Here is a 25,883-nt window from a genome sequence, read left to right as displayed (position 1 = left end):
TGGATTCATTGACCGAGTCCGTAAAATCACCGCCTCCAGTGAAAGTAGAAAAAAGTCTCTGATAGCGCAGCTTTCAGAGACTGTTTATTGCGGCCATTGTGTTTAAGGAAGCGCAGATTTAATCCAAATGGTTTGTCCGCCGCCACTGAGGCGCACTTGCGTCGTCTTTTGCTGTCAATAGCTCGCTATTGACAGCAAAAGACGCCTTATATTGTATCCTCATTGGCAACGGCCAATTCCACAGCGATTAACTCCGCGCTTCCTTAAGTCGCCGTAGACGCCAATCCGCTCAAACTTCAGCGAAATCGTCGGTTCTTGCGGCAAGTCAGAGCGTGACGCGGTACAATACTCGATTCGCTTTCGTACCTTTTTACGCACCCTTTATGTCTATAACTGAAATACGCCGCCAAGAAACTGCCGTTACGCCGAAAGTGGGATTCATCTCGCTCGGTTGCCCGAAAGCCCTGACCGATTCCGAGCAAATTCTCACGCAATTGCGTGCAGAAGGCTACGAAACAGCCAAATCCTACGAAGGTGCCGACCTCGTCATCGTCAATACTTGTGGTTTCATCGATGCGGCAGTGCAAGAGTCGCTCGATGCCATCGGTGAAGCCTTGGCCGAAAATGGCAAAGTCATCGTCACTGGTTGCTTGGGCAAGAAAAAAGACCGTGATGGCAACGACATGATTTTGGCGATACATCCGAAAGTGCTGGAAGTGACCGGACCGCATGCCTTGACGGAAGTCATGACTGCCGTGCATAAACACTTGCCGAAACCGCATGAGCCATTTTTTGATTTGGTGCCGCCACAAGGTGTCAAACTCACACCTAAGCATTTCGCGTATTTAAAAATTTCAGAAGGCTGTAATCACCGCTGCAGCTTTTGTATCATTCCCTCGATGCGTGGCGACTTGGTGTCGCGACCTATCGCCGAAGTCATGCTGGAAGCGGAAAATTTGTTCAAAGCCGGGGTCAAGGAATTGCTCGTCATTTCGCAAGATACCAGTGCCTATGGCGTCGACATCAAGTTCCGTACCGGTTTTTGGGATGGCAAGCCACTCAAGACGCATATGACACAACTGGTTGAAGCGCTCGGTGAGTTGGCTAAACGCTATGATGCCTGGGTTCGTTTGCACTACGTTTACCCGTATCCGCATGTCGATCACATCATCCCATTCATGAATAATGGCCATGTCTTGCCGTATCTTGATGTACCGTTGCAGCATGCGCACCCCGATGTCTTGAAGCGCATGAAGCGGCCGGCCAGTGGTGAAAAAAATATTGAACGTATCCGTGCTTGGCGTGAAATGTGTCCGGAAATCACGATACGCTCGACCTTCATTGCCGGCTTTCCCGGTGAGACCGAAGAAGAGTTTGCGTATCTGCTCGATTTCTTGCGCGAAGCGCAGATCGACCGCCTCGGCTGCTTTGCCTATTCGCCGGTCGATGGTGCCAGTGCCAATGACTTGCCCGGTCAAGTGCCGGATGAGGTGCGCGAAGACCGTCGTCGGCGTGTGATGGAATTGCAAGAAGGGATATCAAAACAGCGCTTGCAAGCCAAGGTTGGCAAGACCATGCGTGTGCTCATCGATACACTCGATCGCAGCGGCGGTGTCGGTCGCAGTGCTGCCGATGCGCCTGAGATTGATGGTGTGGTGTATATCAAGCCGCCTTACGAACCGAATCGCAAGTTGCTCGTCGGCGAGTTTGTCGATGTGCTGATCACGGCAGCCGATGCGCATGATTTGTGGGGTAATGCGCTCTGATAGCGTTGTTTGTCACATATCCGGAACGAACCACAACGCCGTCTCATTGAGCGGCGTTTTTTTTGGTAAGGTCGGGTTATTCAGCCGCAGCAGACGGCGCTGCTTGAGCTTCAATTTTTGTATCGTCGCCAGATTGTATTTATTGAAAATTCTATCAAAGCTGCCGTCTTTTTGCATGATACGTAAGCCACTTTCTATCCTGTTTTTCAAAGCGGTATCGGCGTGATTAAAAAAAAAGTAGTCGGGAAAAGGGTAATACAGCAGTAAATTGTTTTCTATTGCCAACTCTGGGTAAGCCAAGTGATTCGCTTGGTATTCGCTCTCGACTTCACTCACGCCACGCGGGAAAAAATCAAAGCGTTGCGCCGCCAGCATTTTGATCAACTGACTGTATTGCGCCTCAAGCGTCATGATGCCGGCAGCCTGATAGATGGCATTATCGACCCAGCCATTACCTTGGCCGAGAGTGAATTTTTTCAAATCTTCGATGCTGTTGACTTGGTCGAAGCGGACTTGATCTTCGCGGCGTATCAAGGCAATGCGATAGCCAAGCAAGCCCTTGCGCAATGGAATGCGGATCGGTGTGAGTTCGCTCTCCAATGCTTCTGAGGTGGGATTCCATGCGATGTCGATGCTGTGCGTAGGCTGTTGCAATTCAATTAAAAAACGTTTTTTCGGCATCAGCACTGGACTAGGGATGCACAGATAGTCGCCATGCGTGCTGCGCGTTTTTTTGAGCGCGGTTTTGAGTATCTCGATGACGTCATCATAGCGGGTATCGTGTGCGACTTCGCCCAAGGGATAGATCACGCGTGTCATGGCGGCAGCAGGCAGTGCTGCGCACAAAAACAAATTGAGACCGACAAGGGCAGTGCTTACGAACGCAATCAGCTGTTTCAACGAGTGTATCCAGTCTGGGGGCAGGTGGTAAATGCTTGGTGTATAAGCATGGCATATTGCATCGGAAATTGCGAGCGACGTTACATCTGCGCGCTGTGTTGTTTTACGCTTTGCCGGGTAATTGTCCCGCCCCATATCGAATAGCTTTACAATCAAAGCGCGATCTGTTTCTTACGAGAGTTTACCATGCAAAAAATACCGCAAGATGAAACCCGTTTTATTCATAGCCCTTATCAAGCGCCGGCTGGTTTTGCCGCGCTGCCGGTAGCGATACACCACGCCTCGACGGTGATATTTAGCGACGTGGCAGCGATGCGAGCGCGCAGTTGGCTGGATAAATCCTCTTACACCTATGGCTTGCACGGTACCCCGACGAGCTTCACGCTGGAAGCGCGCTTGGCGGAAATCGAAGGCGGTAAACACTGCCTGTTAGCACCGAGTGGCTTGGCGGCCATCAGCTTACTCGATTTGGCATTATTGAAGACTGGTGACGATGTGCTGTTGCCCGAGAATGTGTATGGTCCTAACCGCGATTTGGCGCAATGGTTGAATCAACAGTTCGGCATCAGTGCGCGCTGCTATGATCCGCTGATCGGTGCCGGAATTGCCGAGTTAATAAGGCCGGAAACGCGTTTGATTTGGACTGAAGCGCCGGGCTCGGTGACCATGGAAGTGCCCGATATTCCGGCCATCTGTGCCGCCGCGCATGCGCGTGGGGTGCTGGTGGCGCTCGATAATACCTGGGCAGCCGGGCTCGCCTTTGCCGCCTTCGAGCACGGCGTCGATATCGTCATGCAAGCCTTGACCAAGTATCAAAGCGGCGGCTCCGATGTCTTGATGGGGGCCTTGATTACGCGTGATGCCGAACTGTATCAGCGCTTGCAGCTTGCCCACATGCGCCTCGGTTATGGTATCGGCATGGATGACGCCTATTTGGTGTTGCGCAATTTGAGTAGCTTGAAACTACGTTTAGAGGCGCACGATCGCAGCGCGCGCTTGGTCGCACAATGGCTGGCGCAGCGCACCGAAATCAGCCGGGTCTTGCATCCGGCCTTGCCTGATTGTCCTGGGCACGCGATTTGGCAGCGTGATTTCAGCGCTGCCGGCGGCTTATTTTCGGTGATCTTTGACGCTCGCTACACGGAAGCGCAAACCGACCGTTTCGTCGACAGTTTGCGTTTATTTAAAATCGGCTTCAGTTGGGGCGGTGCGCACAGTTTGTGCCTGCCTTACCGGGTCGCCTCCATGCGCAGCGACTGGCAAGAGCCGGGCACACTGGTGCGTTTCAATATAGGGCTGGAGCACACGGCTGATCTGCTGGCCGACATCGAGCAGGCGCTGCAGTGCATGGTCTCCGGTGCCTGAGATAGTCTGCTTATTTGCTGGCAGTACTGGCCGAAGCAGCTGCAGCCGGCACATTCACATCCGGTGCCGGGGTAGTGACTGCCGGTGCTTCGACATTCTGGTTCACGCCTTCACCCTGCATGTCGACTTTATCGCCGGCTTTGAAAATCATGAATAAGGCCGCTGCCGCGACGATGATGAATCCGACCAGAATTTTCCACATAATTATTCTCCGTTAATAAACAAGGCCAGCCTTAGCAGGATGGATACATGCAGCGTAACGCACGATGCTTACCGCTTCCTTGCAGCGCATAAAAAAAGGCACATCGTTGCATCACGATGTGCCTTTTTTACTACGCGTCCCCGCCTGAGCGGGGTGATGGAACTCGCTTACGCAGCCAACAATTGACGCAACACGAATGGCAGAATGCCGCCGTGTTTGTAGTAGTCGACTTCGATTGGTGTATCGATGCGCAACAGTACTTTGACATCGATGCTTTCGCCATTGGCGCGATGGATTACCAGCGTCACTTCTTGCTGTGGCTTGATTTCGTTTTCTATCCCTTTGAGGTCGAACGATTCATTGCCGGTGATGCCGAGCGTGTCGACGCTGTCGCTGCCAAGGAATTGCAAAGGCAAGACGCCCATGCCGACCAAGTTGGAGCGGTGGATACGTTCGAAGGAACGTGCGATGACAGCTTTAACGCCGAGCAATTGTGTGCCTTTGGCAGCCCAATCGCGTGACGAGCCAGTGCCGTATTCCTCGCCGCCGAAAATCATGGTCGGTACGCCGTCAGCTACATACTGCATGGCTGCATCGTAGATCGACATTGGTGCGCCCGATGGTTGGAACAGGGTTTCGCCGCCTTCGACGCGGGAGCCATCTTCCTTGGCCGGGATCATCAAGTTTTTGATGCGGACGTTGGCAAAGGTACCGCGCATCATGATTTCATGGTTACCACGACGCGAGCCGTAGGAATTGAAATCGGCTGGCAATACGCCGTTTTCTTTGAGCCATTTACCGGCTGGGCTCGATTCCTTGATGGAACCGGCTGGCGAGATGTGATCGGTAGTGATCGAATCGCCGAACACGCCCAAGGCACGCGCACCGCTGATGCCAGTGGCAGCCGCTTTCGGCTCCATCGTGAAGTCAGCGAAGAATGGTGGCTCGGCGATGTAAGTCGAAGTTGGCCAGTTGTAGACTTCACCTTCGGCCACGCCGGCGATGTTTTCCCACAATTTACCCGGTGCGCCTTTGACATCGGCGTAGTTGTCTTTAAACGTTTTGGAGTTCATCGCGAACTTCATCAGCTTATTGATTTCTGCGCTGGTCGGCCAGATATCGCCGAGGAAAATGTCTTTGCCTTTGGCGCGACCGACTGGTTCCGTCATCAAATCTTTGGTCATGTTACCGGCGATCGCGTAAGCGACGACCAACGGTGGCGAGGCCAGGAAGTTAGAGCGAATGTTCGGGTGAATCCGTGCTTCGAAATTGCGGTTGCCGGACAGAATCGCAGAGGCGACGATGTCGTTGGCAACGATGGCTTCGTTCATCGCTGGTGTCAAGTCGCCGGCATTACCGATGCAGGTGGTGCAACCGTAGGCGGTGACGCCGAAACCGAGTTTTTCCAGATATGGCAACAGACCGGCCGCTTCCAGATATTTAGTGACGACGCGTGAGCCAGGGGCGAGCGAAGTTTTGATGTGCGGAGCGACTTTCAGGCCGGCTTCGACCGCTTTCTTGGCCAGCAAACCGGCTGCCAACAACACGCTAGGGTTGGAAGTATTGGTGCAGGAAGTGATCGCAGCAATCAGGATATCGCCGTTTTTAACTTTGACATTGTCGCTGTTGGTGTAGACGACGTCGAGATCTTCAATCTTTTTGTTGAAGCCGTTTTCTGCTGTCGGTTTCGCGAACAAGTCGGCGAAGGTCGATTTGACGTTACCGATTTCGATGCGATCTTGCGGGCGTTTCGGGCCAGCCAGCGAGGGTGCAACGCTTGCCAGGTCGAGACTGATTTCATTGGTGTAATCGATCTCGCCGGCGTTCGGAATGCCGAACATTTTCTGTGCTTTGAAATAGGCTTCGAACGCATCGATTTCTGCCTTGGTACGGCCAGTGCCTTTGAAGTAATCGAGCGTCGCTTCATCAACTGGGAAAAAGCCCATGGTGGCACCGTATTCGGGTGCCATGTTGGCGATGGTGGCGCGGTCTGTCAAGGACAGGGAACGGGTGCCGGCACCGAAGAATTCGACGAATTTGCCGACCACTTTAGCTTTGCGCAGCAATTCAGTGATAGTCAGAACCAGATCGGTGGCCGTACAGCCTTCGCGCAGTGCGCCGGTCAGGTTGACGCCGACCACGTCTGGTGTCAGGAAGTAAACCGGTTGGCCGAGCATGCCGGCTTCAGCTTCAATGCCGCCCACGCCCCAGCCGACTACGCCGATGCCGTTGATCATGGTAGTGTGGGAATCGGTACCGACCAAGGTATCCGGGTAGTAGATGTCATTTTTCTTGGCATCTTTGACTTTGTGTACGCCGCGCGCCAAGTATTCCAGATTAACTTGATGGACGATACCGAAGCCTGGTGGCACGACGCCGAAGGTGTCGAATGCTTGCATGCCCCATTTCATGAACTGGTAGCGCTCGTTGTTGCGCGCGAATTCCAGTTTCATGTTCAGGTCGAGGGCTTTCTTTTCGCGGAAATGATCAATCTGTACCGAGTGATCGACCACCAGATCGACCGGTACCAGCGGTTCGATATTTTTCGGGTTTTTGCCATGTTTGGCAGCGACGTTACGCATGGCAGCCAAATCGGCCAGCAGCGGGACACCGGTAAAATCTTGCAAGACCACGCGTGAAACCACGAAAGGAATTTCATCGCTGCGGGCACCGGTGGCGCTCCAGTTGGCTAATTGCTTGACGTGTTCGGCGGTGACTTTTTTACCGTCGCAATTGCGCAGAACAGATTCCAGTACCACGCGTATGGAAACCGGCAGGCGCGAGATTTTGACGCCGAGACTTTTTTCCAGGGCTGGCAGAGAAAAGAATTTGCCTTTCTTTGTTTCTGAAATCTTGAAATCTTTCAGTGTTTTGAATGCATCTTGGTACGCATTTTGGCTCATGGCTGTTCCTTATTTACAAAAATCAACGATCAAAAAAGCTATTTACTGATAAAGCACGACGCTGACCGGTCGGGCCGGTCGTCGTCGTATTGAATTATTTCAATTGGGTGGTGGTGCTGCTTACTTCGGATGGGTCAGTTTTAGTGTTGCCGGCCATCATGGCTTCGTTGCTCACGCATTCGTTGGCCAATTGTTGGCCCTTGCGTGAGTCGAGCAGCAGACTCTTGGCCGGGATGCCGATCCAGATGAAGCCGGCTTTTTTGTTTTCGTAACGGTAGGCACCGGTGGTGGTGTCGACGCGATGCATGCGATACAAACGCTTTTTCCAGCGCATCGCGATGTGTTCGTGGTCTTCGGCATTGGTGTACATGGTCAGCGAATTGCCGAGCTCGCATTTGTAATCGTAATTTTTAGCGCTGCGCACATCAGGTTCGAGCTCGTCTTCATCTTGCACCACAGGAGCGGCAGTTTTGCTCGCTTTGTGCATGGTTTTGGCTTTGCTCGGTGCCGCTTCGGCGTGCGCGGCCAGCGGTGCGAACAAGATGCCGCCGGCGATCATGAGGCCGCTCAAGCGGGATAAGAATGTGATCATGAGTGTATTCCTTGAAGTAAATCTTTTGCCATATCCGGCAGGTTATTGCTGCTTAATGCAGCGCGTTGCAACAGCGTCCAGTAATACCTATAACTGGCGCGGTCATGTAATTTGCCGTCATATTGTATCGGTGCCCAGTGCGCACGTTGGGCTGCAGTTAAAATTTCGCTCGCTTGGCGTATCTCATCGTGTTGTGGTGAGAGAGCGGCGAGAATGGCTGGGATTTGCTGCGGATGGATGCTCCACATGCGGGTGTAGCCGAGCAGCGCACCGGCATGCTTGGCATCGGCCGCCACGACGTCGAGATCGCGGATCTCGGTGGTGACATTGTGTGAAGCAACTTTGCCGTAGCGATGGCAGGCCGCGGCGATTTCCAGCTTGGCGCGCAGCACCAGTGGGTGCGTGAATTGGCCGGGCGAGCACATCGCCGCAGCGCCAATCGCGCCGTAGTGGGCCGAGACAAAATCCATGATGCCGAAGGACAGGCATTCGATTTGCGGCAGGGCGGCGATGGCCATCACATCGGCCAAAGCTTCGTGCGTTTCAATGATGACATGAATCGGCAGCAGCGCACGGCCGGCGGCCTGGGCGTGCTGATTGATTTGCGCAATTGCGGCGCTGACCTGCGTGGCCGAATTCACCTTCGGCAGCACCAAATAGGCCAGTTTCGTGGCGCAGGCCGCCAGAATGATGTTCAGGTCTTGGGTGAAGCTGGGATGGGCGAGGTCGTGCACACGCACGCCGACGCGTTGATACCGATTGTCCGCACTGTTGATCAGGGTGGCGACCATGTGCGCATGCGTGGCTTCATTGCCGGTCGCGGCACCATCTTCGCAGTCGAAAGTGATATCGAACAGGGGACCGAATTCTTGTTGCAGACTGAGGGCTTTGCGCATCAGCTTTTCCGCGCCCGCATAATGATCGCACACCGGCAGCAAGCGCGGCAGGACTTGATCTTGGAAGAGGGCTTGAGAAGGATGCATCGGTCTTTGCTGAAAAAAAAGAACGGGCAGCACGACTGCTGCCCGTTTCCTGCTTAGCCTACCAGGTGTTTGACGCCATCACGCTCTTCTTGCAATTCTTTGAGTGTGAGGTTAATCCGTTCGCGCGAGAATTCATTGATTTCCAAACCTTGGACTATCGTGTATTCGCCGTTTTCTGTGGTAACTGGGAAACCGAACATGGTGCCTTCAGGAATACCGTAAGAGCCATCCGAAGGGATGCCCATGGTAGTCCATTTACCATTCGTACCCAAGACCCAGTCACGCACGTGGTCGATGGCGGCATTGGCAGCCGACGCAGCCGACGACAAACCGCGCGCTTCAATGATGGCGGCACCACGTTTGCCAACGGTAGGCAGGAACACGTCTTTGTTCCATACTTGGTCGTTGATCAAATCTTTGACTGCTGCGCCGTCGGCCGTAGCGAAACGGTAGTCAGCATACATGGTTGGCGAGTGATTGCCCCAAACGCACAATTTCTCGATGGCAGTAATTGGCTTGCCGATTTTGGCCGCGACTTGAGACAAGGCACGGTTGTGATCGAGGCGCAACATGGCTGTGAAGTTTTTCGCTGGCAGGCTCGGGGCCGATTTCATCGCGATGTAAGCATTGGTGTTGGCTGGGTTACCGACTACCAAGATTTTGACATTGCGTGAAGCGACAGCGTCGAGTGCCTTGCCTTGTACGGTGAAAATCTGTGCATTGGCTTCGAGTAAATCTTTGCGTTCCATGCCAGGGCCGCGTGGACGTGCGCCAACCAGCAGGGCAACGTCGATGTCTTTAAATGCAGTCATCGGGTCGCTGTGGGCAGTCATGCCAGCCAGCAATGGGAAGGCGCAATCGTCGATTTCCATCATGACGCCTTTGAGCGCTTTTTGCGCTTTTTCGTCAGGAATTTCCAGCAATTGCAAGATGACCGGTTGGTCTTTGCCGAGCATGTCGCCGTTGGCGATGCGGAACAGAAGGGAATAACCGATTTGACCGGCAGCGCCGGTCACTGCTACGCGCATAGGGGATTTAGCCATGATGCTTCTCCGAAGTGGTGAAAAAACGATGTTCAAACTGTGCCGCAGCGCATGTCGCCATACCAAGATTGCATGCGCAGCAAGTAAATTCTTCTATGATACCTTTGATCAAGCCGGCCGTCAGTCAAATTGTGAGTCTAATCAAGCGCAGTCAGCAGTAATTTCTGTTTTGCTGCTTTACTTTGTCGCCGTTCCCGCTATATTACTCGGTAGAATGAAACTAAATAGGCCTCGTACATTGGTCTGATACCGGTTGGTACCGGAGTTTATGTGTTGTCGATGCAAGTGTCAATGACTATCTTATGTCTTATATAAGACATATTACTGAGTAGTTTGTTCTGGACGGAACGGGTGTTTTTGTGGTGAAATCGCAGTCTATGAATTCAATCACACCAAATGCCGCTGTTTCTGTCACCAATTCGGGCGGCGTGGGTACCGGCAGCGCGGCGACCAGCTTGTCGCCGACCTTCAGTCCTCTGTATCAGCAAATCAAGTCTCTGATTACTCAGAGTCTGCAGTCGGGCGAATGGAAGCCGGGCGAACTGATTCCGAGTGAGATGGAATTGGCGGCACGTTTCAAGGTCAGTCAAGGGACGGTGCGCAAAGCCATCGATGAATTATCGGCCGAAAATTTGGTGGTACGCCGCCAAGGGAAGGGCACTTTTGTGGCGACGCACCACGAGGCGCGCTCACAATTCCGTTTCTTACGCCTGGCCCCCGACGAAGGTGTGCCGCATTATCCGGAAAATAAAATCATCGAAGTCCGACGTGTCCGTGCGCCGGCCGAAGTGGCGCGCATGCTTGATCTCAAGTCGGGCGACTCGGTCGTGTTCATACGGCGCGTCCAGTATTTTTCCGGCGTGGCGACGATTCTCGACGACCTCTGGTTGCCCGGGGCTATCTTCAAGGGCTTGACGGCCGAGCGTTTGACCGAATACAAGGGGCCGATGTACGGCTTGTTTGAAAGCGAGTTCGGCACCCACATGATCCGCGCCTCGGAACAAATTCGTGCGGTCTGCGCCGATGCCGTCAGTGCGCAGTGGTTGGAGTTGCCGATCGGGACGCCGCTGCTCAATGTGGAGCGAGTCTCGTTCACTTACGGCGATAAACCGGTGGAGTTGCGGCGCGGTTTGTACTTGACGCGGCATCATCATTATCGCAATGAGCTCAGTTAAGCCTGATACCCGCTGGATTTGGCGCAACGCAACAAGCGCGTATTCATAATTGGGATTAAGATGTCGATGTTTTGCATAACACCTTCATTTTTGTTGATGCGATGCATCAAAATGAGCGAAAATTGCATGATTTTTGTACAGACTAGTTAATGGGGAGATTATTTATGTCTGAAGTAGTGAAGAGCAGGCCACGTTTCGGCGTGATGCGCCTGATTGATGCAACTGGGTACCGATTGCCGCTGGCCGGCTTCGTATCGATATTGCATCGCGTCAGTGGGATAGTGATGTTTTTGTTGTTGCCGTTTATTTTGTTCTTGTTGGATAAGAGCTTGACATCGGAACTGTCGTTCGCGGAGTTGCAGGGTTTGGCATCGGGTGTGTTCGTGAAGTTAGTAATTTTGGCTTTGTCTTGGGCCTTTTTGCACCATTTTTGCGCTGGTGTTCGTCATTTGTTCATGGACTTTCATTATGGTCTCGATAAGCACACTGCACGTCAATCGGCCGTGACGGTGTTGGCGTTGAGTTTGACGCTGACAGCCTTAGTCGCATTGAAATTGTTTGGAGTATTTTAAATGGCAAATAACAATATCGGCCCACATCGCCTCGTTGTCGGCGCGCATTACGGTTTGCGTGACTGGCTGGCGCAACGTGCGACCGCCATCGTCATGGCTATTTACACTGTTTTGCTGCTGGTGATGTTCTTGACCGGTTCGAATTTCAGTTACGAAGGCTGGGCCGGCATTTTCGCTCATCAATGGTTCAAAATGGCAACTTTCGCCGTCATCGTTTGCTTGCTCTACCACGCTTGGGTGGGGATGCGCGATGTCTGGATGGACTATGTCACACATAATGTCTTTATTCGTTTGATCTTTCAGGTGGCTACCATCGTGTGGCTGATTGCTTGTGTCGGCTATGCCGCACAGATTTTGTGGAGAATATAAACGTGGCTGCAATTAAATCCACAATCCCTAGCCGTCGCTTTGACGCGGTTATCATCGGTGCCGGCGGCTCTGGCATGCGCGCTTCGCTACAATTGGCTGAAGCGGGTCTGAACGTCGCAGTACTGTCTAAGGTTTTCCCAACGCGCTCGCATACTGTAGCAGCGCAAGGTGGTATCGGTGCTTCTTTGGGCAATATGTCCGAAGATAGTTGGTACTGGCACATGTTTGACACCGTCAAGGGCTCCGATTACCTCGGCGACCAAGACGCGATTGAGTTCATGTGTCGCGAAGCACCAAAAGTAGTCTACGAGCTTGAGCATTTCGGCATGCCTTTTGATCGCAATGCGGATGGCACGATTTATCAGCGTCCGTTCGGCGGCCACACGGCGAATTTCGGTGAAAAACCAGTGCAGCGCGCGTGCGCCGCAGCCGATCGTACCGGTCATGCTTTGTTGCACACGCTGTATCAACGCAATGTCCGCGCACGCACTCATTTCTTCGTCGAATGGATGGCGATCGATTTGATTCGGGATGCCGCTGGCGATGTGCTCGGTGTGGTTGCGCTGGAAATGGAAACGGGCGAAGTCATGATGCTTGAAGCCAAGCAGACGATTTTTGCTACCGGCGGTGCCGGTCGTATCTGGGCTGCTTCGACCAATGCCTTCATCAATACCGGCGACGGTATGGGTATGGCGGCGCGGGCTGGTTTGCCGCTTGAAGATATGGAATTCTGGCAATTTCACCCGACCGGCGTCGCCGGTGCCGGCGTGTTGATTACCGAAGGGGTGCGCGGTGAGGGTGGGATTCTGGTCAATAGCCAGGGTGAACGCTTCATGGAACGCTATGCGCCAACTTTGAAAGATCTGGCACCACGCGATTTCGTGTCGCGTTCTATGGATCAGGAAATCAAAGAAGGTCGCGGTTGCGGTCCGAATAAAGATCACGTCTTGCTCGATTTGCGACACATTGGCGCGGAAACGATACAGAAGCGTTTGCCATCGATTTTGGAAATCGCGCACAAGTTTGCCAACGTTGATGCGACTAAAGAACCGATTCCAGTGGTACCGACGATTCACTACCAGATGGGTGGTATCCCGACCAATATTCACGGTCAGGTGATTGCGCCGAAAAATGGCAGCAGTGAAATCGTGCAAGGTCTGTATGCGATCGGTGAATGTGCCTGCGTTTCTGTGCATGGTGCCAATCGTCTCGGTACCAATTCGCTGCTCGATCTGTTGGTATTCGGTCGTGCTGCCGGTAATCATATCGTTGCCAGCAACCTCAAAGCGCGTAGTAATAAAGATTTGCCGTCTGATGCGGCTGATCTGGCGCTGTCTCGTTTGGCCAAGGCCGAATCGAACACCGGTTCGGAGCGCGTGCAAGATGTTGCCAATGCCATCCGTGGCACGATGCAGCAGTATTGCGGCGTATTCCGTACGGATGAGTTGCTGCAACAGGGCTACAAAGAAATCATGGTACTCGATGAACGTCGCAAACATGTCTCGTTCAAAGATAAGTCGAAAGTCTTCAATACTGCACGTGTCGAAGCCTTGGAACTCGATAATTTGATAGAAACCGCCAAAGCGACCATCACTTCAGCGGTTGCGCGCAAAGAATCGCGCGGTGCCCACGCTCATCGCGATTATGAAAAACGTGATGACGTCAATTGGATGAAGCATTCGCTCTGGTACTCGGAAGGTAATCGTCTCGATTACAAGCCGGTCAATACCAAGCCTTTGACCGTGGCGACTTTCGAGCCGAAAGCACGTACCTTCTAATAAGAACAGGGAAAATACCATGGCACGTACACTGCAATTTAAAATTTACCGCTACGATCCGGACAAGGATGCCAAGCCGTATATGCAAGACCTGACGGTCGAGCTGCAAGATACCGACAAGATGTTGCTCGATGCTTTGCAACGCATCAAAGCTGACGTCGATGATTCGCTGGCGCTGCGTCGTTCATGCCGTGAAGGTGTGTGCGGTTCCGATGCGATGAATATCAATGGTAAAAACGGTTTGGCTTGCACTACCAATCTCAATGAATTAACTCAGCCTATCGTGTTGCGTCCATTGCCAGGTTTGCCGGTGATTCGCGATTTGATCGTCGATATGACGCAATTTTTCAAGCAATACAATTCGATCAAGCCTTACCTGATGAACGAATCGATTCCGCCTGAAAAAGAACGTCTGCAATCGCCGGCAGAACGCGAAGAGCTTGATGGCTTGTACGAGTGCATTCTGTGCGCTTGCTGCTCGACATCATGCCCATCGTTCTGGTGGAATCCGGACAAGTTCGTCGGCCCGGCCGGTTTGTTGCAAGCCTATCGTTTCATCGCCGATTCACGTGATGAAGCCACTGGCGCGCGCCTCGACAATCTGGAAGATCCGTATCGCTTGTTCCGTTGCCATACGATTATGAATTGCGTCGATGTTTGTCCTAAAGGTCTCAATCCGACCCGGGCAATCGGTAAAATCAAGGAATTGATGGTCCGTCGCGCAGTCTAAGCGTCGCACCTTTCAGTGAGAGCGTGGCCTGGTTGGCGCGCTTTCATTTCATGCAGTTTTTACTCAAGAGCTGCATGAAATGGAATACATAGAGAGAAAAACAACATGTCTGAAATTGCAAGCGATTCCCATCAAAGTGATCCTGTCAAACGTGCCCGTCTGCGCTGGCGTGCACGGCGCGGTTTGCTGGAAAATGACCTGATACTGACGCGCTTTCTCGATCAATACGAGGCCGAGCTCAATGATGAGGAAGTGGATGCGTTCAGCCGTTTGATGGATTTGTCGGACAATGTGTTGATGGACTTGATCATGGCAAAGAAAGAGCCGGAAGCAGAAGTGGATTTGCCTCATATCCATGCTCTGATAGCCCGCTTGCGCCTTGCCTGAAGAATGGAAGTGCGGAGGCAATCCGCGCTTTCCAAAAGATTTTATTTGTGTTTTTTTGATTAACGACTCACCTCTGATTTGAAGGAAGAGCCATGACTAATTCTGAAGCTAAAGCAACCCTGTCATTCTCTGATGGCACGCCATCATTGGATATGCCAATTTACAAGGGTACCATCGGTCCTGATGTCATCGACATTCGTAAATTGTATGCAACGACCGGCATGTTTACCTATGATCCCGGTTTCATGTCGACTGCGGCATGTAATTCCTCGATCACCTACATCGATGGCGATAAAGGCGAGTTGCTGTATCGCGGCTATCCTATCGAACAATTGGCAGAAAACGGCGGCGATTTCCTCGAAACCTGCTTCCTGCTGTTGAATGGCGAATTGCCAAACGCGAAAGAAAAAGACGAATTTGTTGCGACAGTCACGAACCACACGATGGTTCATGAACAAATGCAATTTTTCTTCCGCGGTTTCCGTCGGGATGCCCATCCGATGTCGGTACTCGTCGGTACCGTCGGTGCCTTGGCATCGTTCTACCATGATTCGCTCGATATCAACAATCCGCGTCACCGTGAAGTCTCGGCGATTCGTTTGATAGCCAAAATGCCAACCTTGGTAGCGATGGCGTATAAATACTCGATCGGTCAACCATTCGTGTATCCACGCAATGACCTGTCGTACAGCGCGAACTTCATGCACATGATGTTCTCGACTCCCTGTGAAGAGTACAAAGTCAATCCAGTACTGGTACGCGCCTTGGATCGTATCTTGATCTTGCATGCTGATCATGAGCAGAATGCGTCGACTTCCACCGTCCGTCTGGCCGGCTCTTCGGGTGCCAATCCGTTTGCTTGTATCGCCGCAGGTATTGCTTGTTTGTGGGGTCCGGCACATGGCGGCGCCAATGAAGCAGCCTTGAGCATGCTCGAAGAAATCGGCAGCGTTGACAATATTGCTGAATTCATCGCCCAGGTGAAAGACAAGAATTCCAGTGTCAAATTGATGGGCTTCGGTCACCGTGTTTACAAAAACTACGATCCGCGCGCCAAGTTGATGCGTGAAACTTGCTACGAAGTATTGCAAGAACTCGGTCTGCAAGATGATCCACTGTTTAAATTGGCCATGGCTTTGGAGAAAATTGCGTTGGAAGATGATTATTTCGTCAGCCGCAAGCTCTATCCTAACGTCGATTTCTACTCAGGTATCGTACAGCGCGCTCTTGGCATCCCGACTTCTTTGTTTACCGGCATTTTTGCGCTGGCACGCACCGTAGGTTGGATTGCTCAGTGGAAAGAAATGATTTCTGATCCAGAGCAAAAAATCGGCCGTCCACGTCAATTGTTTGTCGGCGCGCCAAAACGCGATGTACCGGCAATAGACAAGCGTTAAGCGCCGATCTAGCTGCAGTGCAACATTAAAAAAAGCGCGTCGCTGTGACGCGCTTTTTCTTTATAGAAAAAAATATGCTATGCTTGCGCTCGAAAGTAAATTTTAGATGTGTTTTTGTTTAGAATCAAAAAAATCAGTCTTTGTTGCACCTGTTTTGACTCTGAAGAGAATAGTTTGAAACCAGCCCTTCCCCACAACTTGATGTGCAATCCGCTAACCGGTCAGGCCGTGTCGCGGAAGGTTAGATTAACCCGCTAATCTCGCGAAACGCGAAGAAAGGTGAGCAAGATGATGCAACAATATAACGCTAACTCGTACTTGTTCGGCGGCAATGCGCCGTACGTAGAAGAATTGTATGAGGCCTACCTCAATAACCCTGGTTCCGTTCCAGATAACTGGCGCTCGTATTTTGATGCGATGCAAAATGTGCCAGCCGGTGATGGCTCTTCCAAGCCTGACGTTGCCCATGCTCCGGTAATCGCTTCGTTTGCCGAACGCGCCAAACAAGGTGCGGTTCGCACAGTCAACTCCACTGCCGATTCCGATATGGGTCGCAAACGTGTTGCAGCTCAACAACTGATCGCCGCCTACCGCTTCCTCGGCAGCCACTGGGCCAACCTTGACCCTTTGCAGCGCCAAGAACGTCCCAATTTGCCTGAACTCGAACCGAGCTTCTATGGCTTCACTGATGCGGACATGGATCTCCAGTTCAACATCAGCAATACCTATTTCGGTACTGAAACATCGTCTTTGCGCGACTTGCTCAATTCCTTGCGCGACACCTATTGCCGTTCGATAGGCGCTGAATTCATGTACATCAGCGATCCGGTCGAAAAACGCTGGTTGCAACAAAAATTGGAATCGATCCGTTCGACGCCAACGTTTACTGCAGAAAAGAAAAAACACATTCTCGATCGCTTGACCGCGGCCGAAGGCTTGGAGCGTTACTTGCATACACGTTATGTCGGTCAGAAACGTTTCTCGCTCGAAGGCGGAGAAAGTTTCATCGCCTCGATGGATGAAACCATTCAACGTGCCGGTGAGAGTGGCGTACAAGAAATCGTGATCGGCATGGCCCATCGCGGTCGTCTGAATGTACTGGTCAATACCCTCGGTAAAATGCCGCAAGATTTGTTTGCTGAATTTGAAGGCAAGCACGGCGACGATTTGCCTGCCGGCGACGTTAAATATCACCAAGGTTTCTCTTCCGATGTGACGACCCCAGGCGGTCCGGTCCATCTGTCGCTGGCTTTCAATCCCTCGCATCTGGAAATCGTCAACCCTGTGGTTGAAGGTTCGGTCAAGGCGCGTATGGATCGCCGTGGCGATAAAGACGGTTCCGAAGTCTTGCCTATCCTCGTGCATGGCGATGCGGCGTTTGCCGGCCAAGGTGTGGTGATGGAAACCTTGAACCTGGCGCAGACCCGTGGTTATGGTACGGGCGGCACGATGCATATCGTGATCAACAATCAGATCGGTTTTACCACCTCTGATCCACGCGATTCGCGTTCGACTTTGTATTGCTCGGACGTTGTGAAAATGATCGAAGCACCTGTCTTGCACGTCAATGCAGATGATCCTGAAGCCGTGGTGTTGGCAACTCAAATTGCGCTCGACTACCGTACCGAATTCAAAAAAGATGTCGTCGTCGATATCATTTGCTTCCGTAAGCTTGGTCACAATGAGCAAGATACCCCAGCGCTGACTCAGCCGCTGATGTATAAAAAAATCGCGCAACATCCGGGTACCCGTAAAATGTACGCCGACAAATTGTCGGCTCAGGGAACCATTCCAGCTGATGGCGGCGACGCCATGGTTAAGGAATTCCGCGATGCCATGGATGCTGGTAAGCATACGCATGATCCGGTTATTTCTAACTTCAAAAATAAATATGCGGTCGATTGGATTCCTTTCCTCAACCGTAAATGGACTGATGCAGCCGATACCGCCGTGCCGCTGTCGGAACTGAAACGTTTGGCCGAGCGCATCACGGTCGTACCGGAAGGTTTCAAGCCGCATAGTTTGGTCGAAAAAGTGCTGGGTGACCGCGCTGCCATGGGTCGTGGCGAAATGAATCTCGATTGGGGTATGGGCGAGCATTTGTCTTACGCTTCCTTGGTCTCGTCCGGTTATGCCATCCGTTTGACCGGGCAAGATGCTGGCCGCGGTACCTTCGTTCATCGTCATGCTGTGTTGCATGATCAAAAACGTGAGCGTTGGGATTCCGGTACTTACATTCCTTTGCAAAACGTCTCTGACAGTCAAGCACCATTCACCGTCATCGATTCAGTCTTATCCGAAGAAGCGGTGCTGGCGTTTGAATATGGTTACTCAACGGCCGAGCCGAATACGCTGACCATTTGGGAAGCCCAGTTCGGCGATTTCGCCAATGGCGCGCAAGTGGTTATCGACCAATTTATCAGCTCCGGCGAAGTCAAATGGGGCCGTGCTTCGGGCTTGGTGATGATGTTGCCGCATGGTTATGAAGGTCAAGGTCCGGAACACTCGTCGGCACGTCCTGAGCGTTTCCTGCAATTGTGCGCAGACAACAACATGCAAGTAGTGCAACCGACTTCGGCTGCGCAAATCTTCCATCTGTTGCGTCGCCAAATGATTCGTCAGTTCCGTAAGCCACTGGTGATCATGACGCCGAAATCTTTGTTGCGTAATAAAGATGCCGGTTCGCCTTTGTCGGAATTAGCGAAAGGCAGCTTCCATACTGTCATCGGTGAAGTCGACGAAAAAATTGATGCGCATAAAGTCAAACGTGTCATCGCTTGCTCGGGCAAGGTCTATTACGATCTGGTCAATGCACGCAAAGAACGCGCGCAGACTGATACCGCCATCATTCGTGTCGAGCAGTTGTATCCATTCCCGCACAAGAGCTTCGTGGCTGAATTGAAAAAATTCCCGGCCATGACAGAATTGGTCTGGGCGCAGGATGAGCCGCAAAATCAGGGCCCATGGTTCCAGATCCAACACAATATTTTTGAAAGCATGGAAGACGGCCAAAAATTGGCTTACGCCGGTCGTCCTGCCAGCGCATCACCTGCTGTCGGTTACTACGACAAACACTATGCGCAACAAAAAGCATTGCTGGAAACGGCTTTTTCCAAGCTTAAAGGCTTTGTCCTGACTAAATAATGACGCAATGCTGCGGCAAATACTTGTCGCAGCATTTGGCTACCCGAATCGGAGAGTAAAAAAAATGGCAATTATCGAAGTTAAAGTACCGCAGTTATCTGAATCTGTCGCCGAAGCGACGCTGTTGGTATGGCATAAAAAAATCGGCGAAGCCGTCACCCGTGATGAAAATCTGGTCGACGTCGAAACCGATAAAGTGGTACTGGAATTGCCTGCGCCGAGCGCTGGCGTGATCACCCAAATCATTCGCGGCGATGGCAGTACCGTCGTCGCTGGCGAAATCATCGCCATCATCGATACCGATGGCACAGTTAAAGTCAGCCCGATGGAAGTTTCGGCTGCACCGCACGTTGCTGCCGCTGCTGCGACTAGCCCGGACGCGAAATCAGCCGCTGGCATCGCCATGCCTGCTGCCGCTAAAATTTTGGCAGAAAACGGTTTGTCGGCCGGCCAAGTTGATGGTTCCGGTAAAGATGGTCGCGTTACCAAAGGCGATGCCTTGGGCGCGGTCGCAGCGAAAGCCGCACCAGTTGTGGCACCTCTGGCCGCAGCAGTGGCCAGCAAACCGGCACTGCAACAAGTCAGTGCGCCGGCACCGGCTAAACTCGGCGACCGCCCGGAAGAGCGTGTGCCAATGAGCCGTTTGCGTGCCCGTATCGCCGAACGTCTGGTGCAATCGCAATCGACCAATGCAATTTTGACTACATTCAATGAAGTCAACATGGCACCGGTCATGGAATTGCGCAATAAGTACAAAGACAAATTTGAAAAAGAACATGGTGTGAAACTTGGTTTCATGTCTTTCTTCGTCAAGGCTGCCGTTGCTGCATTGAAAAAATACCCTATCGTCAACGCCTCGGTCGATGGTAATGACATCGTCTACCACGGTTATTTCGATATCGGTATCGCAGTCGGTTCGCCACGCGGTTTGGTCGTGCCTATTTTGCGCAATGCGGATCAAATGACGATTGCTGAAATCGAAAAGAAAATCGGCGAATTCGGTACCAAAGCCAAAGACGGCAAGCTGACACTCGACGATCTGTCGGGCGGTACTTTCTCGATCTCCAATGGTGGTACCTTCGGTTCCATGCTCTCGACACCGATCATCAACCCACCACAATCGGCTATTCTTGGTGTGCATGCGACGAAAGACCGTGCCGTGGTTGAAAACGGTCAGATTGTGATTCGTCCGATGAATTACCTGGCGATGTCGTATGATCACCGTATCATCGATGGTCGCGAAGCAGTGTTGGCATTGGTAGCGATGAAAGATGCGCTGGAAGATCCAGCGCGTCTGTTGCTCGATCTGTAATTAGCAAGCGGAAGGACAACAAGCATGAAACTGGCCGAAGAAATCGAACGTTTGCATGGTTTGCATCAGAGTGGTGCACTGTCGGATGCCGAGTATGCGCAAGCCAAGGCAAAATTGCTCGCCGCTGAGCGCTCTGACGGTGAGGCGGCACCTGGTGCCGTGCAGTCGTTCAACCGCTTCCGGCGCTCGCGTAGCGATCGCTGGTTGGGGGGTATTTGCGGCGGCCTTGGTCAATATACCGAACTCGATTCCTGGGTTTGGCGCTTGTTGTTCGTCTTTTTCGCGCTCTGCTTCGGCACTGGTGTGCTGGCCTATCTGCTGGCCTGGATTTTTATTCCGGAACAAGAGTGAAGGCCTGGTGCAGCATTGGCCATTCAAAAACACTGAAACACTGAAACACAGAAATCAGGATCATTCCATGAGTAAACAATTTGATGTCGTCGTTATCGGCGGCGGTCCTGGCGGGTATATTGCCGCCATTCGCGCTGCGCAGTTGGGCTTTTCGACTGCTTGTATCGATGCCTGGAGTAATGACAAGGGCGGCCCTGCACCGGGCGGCACTTGCACCAACGTCGGTTGCATCCCGTCGAAAGCGCTGTTGCAATCGTCGGAACATTTTGACCATGCCGGTCACGCTTTTGCCGATCATGGTATCGCGCTCGAAGGCTTGGCAATGGATGTGTCCAAAATGTTAGGCCGCAAGAACACCATCGTCAAACAAAACAATGATGGTATTTTGTTTTTGTTTAAAAAGAATAAAGTCACTTTCTTCCACGGTCATGGCTCCTTCGTGCAAGCCGTTGATGGCGGCTACGAAATCAAAGTCGCCGGCAAAACCGAAGAAATCATCACTGGTAAACACATCATTCTGGCCACGGGCTCGAATGCCCGCGCCTTGCCAGGTACACCGTTTGATGAAGTCAATGTGCTCTCCAACGAAGGCGCACTCAATATCGCTGCCGTGCCGAAAAAACTCGGCGTTATCGGTGCCGGTGTAATCGGTCTCGAAATGGGCAGCGTTTGGCGTCGTCTCGGTGCCGATGTGACGGTACTCGAAGCCTTGCCGACCTTCTTGGCTGCGGTTGATGAGCAGATCGCCAAGGAAGCGCATAAATTGTTTGTCAAGCAAGGCTTGACGATCAATCTGGGCGTTAAAATCGCTGCCATCGTCAATGGTGACAACGATGTCAGCGTCAATTACACCGATGACAAGGGCGTGGAGCACAAAGCCGTGTTCGACAAACTGATTATTTCCATCGGTCGTACTCCGAATACCAACGGCCTTAATGGCGCTGGTGTCGGTTTGGCGCTCGATGAACGCGGTTTCATCAACGTCGATGGCGATTGCAAAACCAATTTGCCAGGCGTATGGGCCGTCGGTGACGTTGTGCGTGGTCCTATGCTGGCGCACAAGGCGGAAGAAGAGGGCGTGGCCGTGGCGGAACGTATCGCCGGCCAACATGGTCATGTGAATTTCAACACGATTCCTTGGGTCATCTACACGTCGCCGGAAATCGCTTGGGTTGGTCGTACTGAACAACAACTCAAGGCCGATGGCGTGGCCTACAAAGCCGGTACCTTCCCGTTCATGGCCAACGGCCGTGCGCGCGCGCTCGGCGACACCTCAGGCATGGTGAAATTCTTGGCCGATGCGACGACCGATGAAATCCTCGGCGTCCATATCGTTGGCCCTATGGCATCGGAATTGATCGCCGAAGCCGTTGTGGCGATGGAATTCCGTGCTTCGTCGGAAGATATCGCACGCATCTGTCATGCCCACCCTTCTTTGTCGGAAGCGACCAAAGAAGCGGCCTTGGCGGTCGATAAGCGTTCGCTCAACTTCTAAGACCACGCTGGACTGGTTGATGTCGGTTAAAATGGACGGGTCGTGGACTCGTCCATTTTTTTATTGGTTTTTTGTTGTACGAATTACGTTTGAGAACAGCAGCTATGGATGTACAAGAGTTTTACCAAGACGCCCTCAGTCAACGCGGCTTTCAAGCGGATGCCGCTCAGCAGCGCGCAGTCGATCGCTTGCAAACCGCCTATCTGGAATGGGTGCATTACAAGGGTAAGCGCGCGAATAAGCTGACGCGTTTGATCACGCGACCGGAAGTGCCGCGCGGCGTGTATATGTGGGGTGGAGTCGGGCGCGGGAAATCGTTTCTGATGGATAGTTTTTATTCCGTCGTACCGGTGGTGCGCAAAACTCGCCTGCATTTTCATGAATTCATGCGCAGCGTGCATAGACAGCTCGATGAACTCAAAGGTGTTGCCGATCCGCTCGATGAAGTCGCGCGTCGCATCGCCAAAAAATACCGCTTGATCTGTTTTGACGAATTTCATGTCTCCGACGTCGCCGATGCCATGCTGCTCTACAACTTGCTCAGAGCCTTATTCGAGAATGGCGTGTCCTTCGTGATGACCTCGAATTACCAGCCCGATACCCTGTATCCCGATGGTTTACACCGCGACCGCATGTTGCCGACCATTGCTTTGCTCAAGGAGCAGCTCGACGTACTCAATGTCGATTCCGGCAATGATTACCGCAAGCGTGCGCTCGAACAAGTCGATGCCTACTTGACGCCACTCGGTGCCGCCACTGATAAATCTTTGCGCGACAGTTTCAAGCGTCTGGCCGATACCAAAGAAGAAGATGTGCAGGTCGATATAGAAGGGCGGCAAATTCGGTCTTTGCGTCGTGCCGGTGGCGTGATCTGGTTCGACTTTCATACCTTGTGCGGCGGGCCACGCTCACAAAATGATTACCTCGAAATCGCCAGCCGTTTCCATACCGTGATTTTGTCGGAAATTCCGGCGATGTCGGCGGCGATGTCGTCGGAAGCGCGGCGCTTCACCTGGCTCATCGATGTATTTTACGATAACAAGGTCAAACTCATCATGTCGGCCGCCGTCGCCCCCGAATTGCTCTACACTCAGGGTACACTGTCGAATGAATTCCATCGTACCGTTTCGCGCATCATCGAAATGCAGTCGAAAGAGTATATGGAAACCGATCAACGCCAACTTGCGGATGCTATCGCTTGATGAAACCTGTTGCTTTCCTTAAATTGTCGCGCTTGTTGCTGTGCAGTTCAATTCTTGTTTTTTCCTCGCAGGTTAACGCGGCTACTGCGGCTGACAGCGGTGCTGGGCGCCTCGCTGCCATCGCCGCCGATGTCGCCGTGCTCGATGTGCGTTATCCGGCCGGTAGCTTGAGCGACAGCGCCGGTGCAGCCGCGGCCTTACTCGCAACGCAAGGTTTGCAGCAAAACTTGCAGACCTGGTATCTCGACACGCAGCACCATTGTTATGAGCTGTTCTTCGTCAATAATTGTCTCAAGCAAAGCAAGCTCGATCGTCGCCGCTACCGGCCTGTGCTCGACCGGGTTGCTTTTGAGGCGCAAGCCTTGCAGCGGCGCTTACGGGCCGAGCAGCGCGATCGCGAAACAGTGGAAAAACAAGCAAAGTAAGCTGAGGCCGCCGGTGCAACTGCCGAAATGTTTCCGAAAAGCATTATGCGGCGCCTCCTTGAGTGTGGGACAATGCCAACCCGCTTCAAGTACTGAAAGTGTCTCTGATGATCTTCAAACAAATTGCCTTTCCTTTGCTCGCCGTATTAATCTGGGCGATCAATACGAACGTCAATAAACTTGCCGCAGGCATCATTGATCCGGCCGCGATTTCATTTTATCGTTGGTTGTTGGCGGCCGTATTGCTGTCGCTTTTCGTCAGCGTGCCGGTGTGGCGCGCGCGTCGCCAAGTCTGGCCGCTGTTACCGAAATTTTTTGTCCTCGGCGTGCTCGGCATGGTGCTCTACCAATGCTTAGCCTACGTCGCCGCCGCAACCACCAGCGCCACCCATATGGGCATCGTCGCTTCGCTCATGCCCGTATTGGCAATGACACTCGGTGTGCTGTTCCTCGGTGAAGCCTTGAGCATTGGTGCCTTGCTCGGTGCCGTGCTATCGCTGGCCGGACTGATCTATTTGATGAGTGCCGGAGCACCCTTGAGTTTGCTCTCCGGTGGTGTCGCAGTCGGCGACGGGCTCATGCTCTTGGCCAGCTTTGCGTATGCGGCCTACAGCGTGTTACTCAAGCGTTGGAATATTTCCTTGCCACTCTGGCATTCTTTATTCATGCAAATCAGCTGTGCCTTGCCGGTATTATTAGCGTACTACTTGATCCAAGGCGCGCCACCCTTGACCCGAGCTGGCTTGCCATTAGTCTTGTTTGCCGGCATACCTGCCTCGGTACTGGCACCGTTTCTCTGGATGTTAGGGGTAGCACGCCTCGGCCCGGCCCGCACCACCATGTTAATGAACCTTTTGCCGGTGTTTACGGTGCTGATTGCCGTCGTATTTTTAGGCGAGTACTTGCATGGCTACGACTTGATCGGCTCAGCCCTGACACTGGCCGGCGTCTTGTTGGCACAATCGCTGCGTCAGCCTGTCAGTGCTTTGTTTCGGGGGAAACTGGCCTAAGGAGTCTGTCGGGCTTAGGAGTAATCGGCTGCAAAATAGCCAAATCTGTCCTCGCTCAAGCGATTTTTCGCTTCGATTGTCTAAGTCCGACAGACTCCTGGGCAGGCACACGGTCGCGTCTGTTTTTACTTGATTTTCCAGCGCTTGCTCGTATAATTGAGTCATGCAAGCATTTAATCTCACCACCATTGATACGCTCGAACTCGCTCATCTTCCTAAGGTGCCGGCGAGTGAAGGCCCACGGAACGAGGAAGATAGCCGCGTCTTGGCCTTGGTGCTGGAAGGAATGTCCAGCGGTCCGGCGCTTCCGCTGGACGAGGTGTTTTTTGCCGAACTCGACGCGATTGTTTCCTAGGAGCCTGTCGGATTTAGGGAAGCGCAGATCGATTGTAAATCGACGCGTTACGAAGTTGTTTTGGCGAAAAATTAATTAAATTCGCGTTTTCCTAACAGTACCAGCCGCCTTGATTCGCCTCGAAATTACGCCTTTTGCCAGATCGCAAGTCAAAGATGTGGCCCATTACTACGTCAAACACGCGTCGCCCGCTGTCGCAGCGCGTTTTCGTGACGCTTGTCGCTTTCTCACTGAGCATCCTGGTGCGGGCTCTCTACGCTTTGCCTGTCTGCTGACAGGAATTGCGCTGCGCACCTGGTCTTTACAGCGCTTTCCATTCCGCCTGTTCTATGTTCTGGACGGTAGCGTGTTGCGCATCTTGGCCGTCGATCATGCGCGCCGGGATGTCACGCCATCCTTGCTTGAACGTGCCAAGCGCGGCGCATAA

Annotated in this window: 24 protein-coding genes; 18 read left to right on the top strand and 6 right to left on the bottom strand. The window is 52.6% G+C overall.

Annotation, left to right across the window (positions count from 1 at the left end; genetic code table 11):
• Positions 1 to 383 precede the first annotated feature (383 nt).
• Positions 384 to 1,766: a 30S ribosomal protein S12 methylthiotransferase RimO gene (rimO, locus tag RHM61_RS18075; protein WP_322248705.1), complete on the top strand. Its 1,383-nt coding sequence runs from the start codon at positions 384 to 386 to the stop codon at positions 1,764 to 1,766.
• Positions 1,767 to 1,778: 12 nt separating this feature from the next.
• Here rimO and RHM61_RS18070 read toward each other — a convergent pair whose 3' ends face one another.
• Complete coding sequence (locus tag RHM61_RS18070; protein ID WP_322248704.1) at positions 1,779 to 2,666, bottom strand: transporter substrate-binding domain-containing protein; 888 nt, start codon at positions 2,664 to 2,666, stop codon at positions 1,779 to 1,781.
• 186 nt (positions 2,667 to 2,852) lie between these two features.
• On the opposite strand from RHM61_RS18070, the gene RHM61_RS18065 reads away from it, so the two are divergent.
• The gene (locus RHM61_RS18065) at positions 2,853 to 4,031 is read left to right on the top strand and encodes a cystathionine beta-lyase (RefSeq protein ID WP_322248703.1); all 1,179 of its coding nucleotides are present in this window, start codon (positions 2,853 to 2,855) and stop codon (positions 4,029 to 4,031) included.
• Positions 4,032 to 4,041: 10 nt separating this feature from the next.
• Here RHM61_RS18065 and RHM61_RS18060 read toward each other — a convergent pair whose 3' ends face one another.
• From RHM61_RS18060 to RHM61_RS18040, 5 genes are all read right to left on the bottom strand, one after another.
• On the bottom strand, positions 4,042 to 4,233 hold the full coding sequence (locus RHM61_RS18060) for a hypothetical protein (RefSeq protein WP_322248702.1): 192 nt from the start codon (positions 4,231 to 4,233) through the stop codon (positions 4,042 to 4,044).
• Positions 4,234 to 4,400: 167 nt separating this feature from the next.
• Positions 4,401 to 7,136, bottom strand: a complete 2,736-nt coding sequence (acnA, locus tag RHM61_RS18055) for an aconitate hydratase AcnA (RefSeq protein ID WP_322248701.1) — start codon at positions 7,134 to 7,136, stop codon at positions 4,401 to 4,403.
• Between the two features lie 94 nt (positions 7,137 to 7,230).
• Positions 7,231 to 7,728: a hypothetical protein gene (locus tag RHM61_RS18050; protein ID WP_322248700.1), complete on the bottom strand. Its 498-nt coding sequence runs from the start codon at positions 7,726 to 7,728 to the stop codon at positions 7,231 to 7,233.
• A complete protein-coding gene (locus tag RHM61_RS18045; RefSeq protein WP_322248699.1) occupies positions 7,725 to 8,711 on the bottom strand; it encodes an HpcH/HpaI aldolase/citrate lyase family protein in 987 nt (328 codons plus the stop codon). Before RHM61_RS18045 ends, RHM61_RS18050 begins: the two co-directional genes overlap by 4 nt.
• Positions 8,712 to 8,764: 53 nt before the next feature.
• Positions 8,765 to 9,754 (bottom strand): malate dehydrogenase, encoded by a 990-nt coding sequence (locus RHM61_RS18040; RefSeq protein WP_322248698.1) that lies wholly within the window; start codon positions 9,752 to 9,754, stop codon positions 8,765 to 8,767.
• 377 nt (positions 9,755 to 10,131) lie between these two features.
• On the opposite strand from RHM61_RS18040, the gene RHM61_RS18035 reads away from it, so the two are divergent.
• From RHM61_RS18035 to RHM61_RS17960, 16 genes are all read left to right on the top strand, one after another.
• A complete protein-coding gene (locus RHM61_RS18035) occupies positions 10,132 to 10,929 on the top strand; it encodes a GntR family transcriptional regulator (RefSeq protein ID WP_322248697.1) in 798 nt (265 codons plus the stop codon).
• A 164-nt stretch (positions 10,930 to 11,093) separates the two neighbouring features.
• On the top strand, positions 11,094 to 11,501 hold the full coding sequence (sdhC, locus tag RHM61_RS18030) for a succinate dehydrogenase, cytochrome b556 subunit (RefSeq protein WP_322248696.1): 408 nt from the start codon (positions 11,094 to 11,096) through the stop codon (positions 11,499 to 11,501).
• Complete coding sequence (gene sdhD, locus RHM61_RS18025; protein WP_322248695.1) at positions 11,502 to 11,870, top strand: succinate dehydrogenase, hydrophobic membrane anchor protein; 369 nt, start codon at positions 11,502 to 11,504, stop codon at positions 11,868 to 11,870. It abuts the gene before it with no gap.
• A 2-nt stretch (positions 11,871 to 11,872) separates the two neighbouring features.
• A complete protein-coding gene (gene sdhA / locus RHM61_RS18020; protein ID WP_322248694.1) occupies positions 11,873 to 13,648 on the top strand; it encodes a succinate dehydrogenase flavoprotein subunit in 1,776 nt (591 codons plus the stop codon).
• Between the two features lie 19 nt (positions 13,649 to 13,667).
• On the top strand, positions 13,668 to 14,378 hold the full coding sequence (locus RHM61_RS18015) for a succinate dehydrogenase iron-sulfur subunit (protein WP_322248693.1): 711 nt from the start codon (positions 13,668 to 13,670) through the stop codon (positions 14,376 to 14,378).
• 105 nt (positions 14,379 to 14,483) lie between these two features.
• On the top strand, positions 14,484 to 14,765 hold the full coding sequence (locus RHM61_RS18010; RefSeq protein WP_322248692.1) for a succinate dehydrogenase assembly factor 2: 282 nt from the start codon (positions 14,484 to 14,486) through the stop codon (positions 14,763 to 14,765).
• Between the two features lie 92 nt (positions 14,766 to 14,857).
• The gene (gene gltA, locus RHM61_RS18005) at positions 14,858 to 16,162 is read left to right on the top strand and encodes a citrate synthase (protein WP_322248691.1); all 1,305 of its coding nucleotides are present in this window, start codon (positions 14,858 to 14,860) and stop codon (positions 16,160 to 16,162) included.
• 288 nt (positions 16,163 to 16,450) lie between these two features.
• Entirely contained in the window at positions 16,451 to 19,306 is a 2,856-nt protein-coding gene (locus RHM61_RS18000; protein ID WP_322248690.1) for a 2-oxoglutarate dehydrogenase E1 component, read from the top strand.
• A 64-nt stretch (positions 19,307 to 19,370) separates the two neighbouring features.
• Positions 19,371 to 20,618 carry a 2-oxoglutarate dehydrogenase complex dihydrolipoyllysine-residue succinyltransferase gene (gene odhB, locus RHM61_RS17995; RefSeq protein ID WP_322248689.1) on the top strand — a complete coding sequence of 416 codons (1,248 nt, stop codon included), beginning with the start codon at positions 19,371 to 19,373 and terminating at the stop codon, positions 20,616 to 20,618.
• 24 nt (positions 20,619 to 20,642) lie between these two features.
• The gene (locus RHM61_RS17990; RefSeq protein WP_322248688.1) at positions 20,643 to 20,969 is read left to right on the top strand and encodes a PspC domain-containing protein; all 327 of its coding nucleotides are present in this window, start codon (positions 20,643 to 20,645) and stop codon (positions 20,967 to 20,969) included.
• A 67-nt stretch (positions 20,970 to 21,036) separates the two neighbouring features.
• On the top strand, positions 21,037 to 22,464 hold the full coding sequence (lpdA, locus tag RHM61_RS17985) for a dihydrolipoyl dehydrogenase (protein WP_322248687.1): 1,428 nt from the start codon (positions 21,037 to 21,039) through the stop codon (positions 22,462 to 22,464).
• A 104-nt stretch (positions 22,465 to 22,568) separates the two neighbouring features.
• The gene (gene zapE, locus RHM61_RS17980; protein WP_322248686.1) at positions 22,569 to 23,666 is read left to right on the top strand and encodes a cell division protein ZapE; all 1,098 of its coding nucleotides are present in this window, start codon (positions 22,569 to 22,571) and stop codon (positions 23,664 to 23,666) included.
• Positions 23,666 to 24,091: a hypothetical protein gene (locus RHM61_RS17975; protein WP_322248685.1), complete on the top strand. Its 426-nt coding sequence runs from the start codon at positions 23,666 to 23,668 to the stop codon at positions 24,089 to 24,091. The genes zapE and RHM61_RS17975 overlap by 1 nt, the downstream gene beginning before the upstream one ends.
• Positions 24,092 to 24,198: 107 nt before the next feature.
• A complete protein-coding gene (locus RHM61_RS17970) occupies positions 24,199 to 25,101 on the top strand; it encodes a DMT family transporter (RefSeq protein WP_322248684.1) in 903 nt (300 codons plus the stop codon).
• Positions 25,102 to 25,264: 163 nt separating this feature from the next.
• A complete protein-coding gene (locus RHM61_RS17965; protein ID WP_322248683.1) occupies positions 25,265 to 25,456 on the top strand; it encodes a hypothetical protein in 192 nt (63 codons plus the stop codon).
• A 109-nt stretch (positions 25,457 to 25,565) separates the two neighbouring features.
• Entirely contained in the window at positions 25,566 to 25,883 is a 318-nt protein-coding gene (locus RHM61_RS17960) for a type II toxin-antitoxin system RelE/ParE family toxin (protein ID WP_322248682.1), read from the top strand.

The sequence above is a fragment of the Undibacterium sp. CCC3.4 genome (assembly GCF_034347425.1).
Classification (GTDB): domain Bacteria; phylum Pseudomonadota; class Gammaproteobacteria; order Burkholderiales; family Burkholderiaceae_D; genus Undibacterium.
The sequence above is the reverse complement of the archived record's forward strand: the minus strand, read 5'-3'. Positions and strand labels throughout refer to the sequence as shown.

Excerpts from the sequence above, each read along its gene's own strand:
- lpdA (WP_322248687.1), top strand. The coding sequence starts at position 21,037 with ATGAGTAAACAATTTGATGTCGTCGTTATCGGCGGCGGTCCTGGCGGG.
- RHM61_RS18065 (WP_322248703.1), top strand. The coding sequence starts at position 2,853 with ATGCAAAAAATACCGCAAGATGAAACCCGTTTTATTCATAGCCCTTAT.
- RHM61_RS18010 (WP_322248692.1), top strand. The coding sequence starts at position 14,484 with ATGTCTGAAATTGCAAGCGATTCCCATCAAAGTGATCCTGTCAAACGT.
- RHM61_RS18050 (WP_322248700.1), bottom strand. The coding sequence starts at position 7,728 with ATGATCACATTCTTATCCCGCTTGAGCGGCCTCATGATCGCCGGCGGC.
- RHM61_RS18060 (WP_322248702.1), bottom strand. The coding sequence starts at position 4,233 with ATGTGGAAAATTCTGGTCGGATTCATCATCGTCGCGGCAGCGGCCTTA.
- sdhC (WP_322248696.1), top strand. The coding sequence starts at position 11,094 with ATGTCTGAAGTAGTGAAGAGCAGGCCACGTTTCGGCGTGATGCGCCTG.
- RHM61_RS18040 (WP_322248698.1), bottom strand. The coding sequence starts at position 9,754 with ATGGCTAAATCCCCTATGCGCGTAGCAGTGACCGGCGCTGCCGGTCAA.
- sdhD (WP_322248695.1), top strand. The coding sequence starts at position 11,502 with ATGGCAAATAACAATATCGGCCCACATCGCCTCGTTGTCGGCGCGCAT.
- gltA (WP_322248691.1), top strand. The coding sequence starts at position 14,858 with ATGACTAATTCTGAAGCTAAAGCAACCCTGTCATTCTCTGATGGCACG.
- RHM61_RS18035 (WP_322248697.1), top strand. The coding sequence starts at position 10,132 with ATGAATTCAATCACACCAAATGCCGCTGTTTCTGTCACCAATTCGGGC.
- RHM61_RS17965 (WP_322248683.1), top strand. The coding sequence starts at position 25,265 with ATGCAAGCATTTAATCTCACCACCATTGATACGCTCGAACTCGCTCAT.
- RHM61_RS17970 (WP_322248684.1), top strand. The coding sequence starts at position 24,199 with ATGATCTTCAAACAAATTGCCTTTCCTTTGCTCGCCGTATTAATCTGG.
- RHM61_RS18045 (WP_322248699.1), bottom strand. The coding sequence starts at position 8,711 with ATGCATCCTTCTCAAGCCCTCTTCCAAGATCAAGTCCTGCCGCGCTTG.
- zapE (WP_322248686.1), top strand. The coding sequence starts at position 22,569 with ATGGATGTACAAGAGTTTTACCAAGACGCCCTCAGTCAACGCGGCTTT.
- rimO (WP_322248705.1), top strand. The coding sequence starts at position 384 with ATGTCTATAACTGAAATACGCCGCCAAGAAACTGCCGTTACGCCGAAA.
- RHM61_RS18015 (WP_322248693.1), top strand. The coding sequence starts at position 13,668 with ATGGCACGTACACTGCAATTTAAAATTTACCGCTACGATCCGGACAAG.
- odhB (WP_322248689.1), top strand. The coding sequence starts at position 19,371 with ATGGCAATTATCGAAGTTAAAGTACCGCAGTTATCTGAATCTGTCGCC.
- RHM61_RS17990 (WP_322248688.1), top strand. The coding sequence starts at position 20,643 with ATGAAACTGGCCGAAGAAATCGAACGTTTGCATGGTTTGCATCAGAGT.
- RHM61_RS18000 (WP_322248690.1), top strand. The coding sequence starts at position 16,451 with ATGATGCAACAATATAACGCTAACTCGTACTTGTTCGGCGGCAATGCG.
- RHM61_RS17975 (WP_322248685.1), top strand. The coding sequence starts at position 23,666 with ATGAAACCTGTTGCTTTCCTTAAATTGTCGCGCTTGTTGCTGTGCAGT.
- acnA (WP_322248701.1), bottom strand. The coding sequence starts at position 7,136 with ATGAGCCAAAATGCGTACCAAGATGCATTCAAAACACTGAAAGATTTC.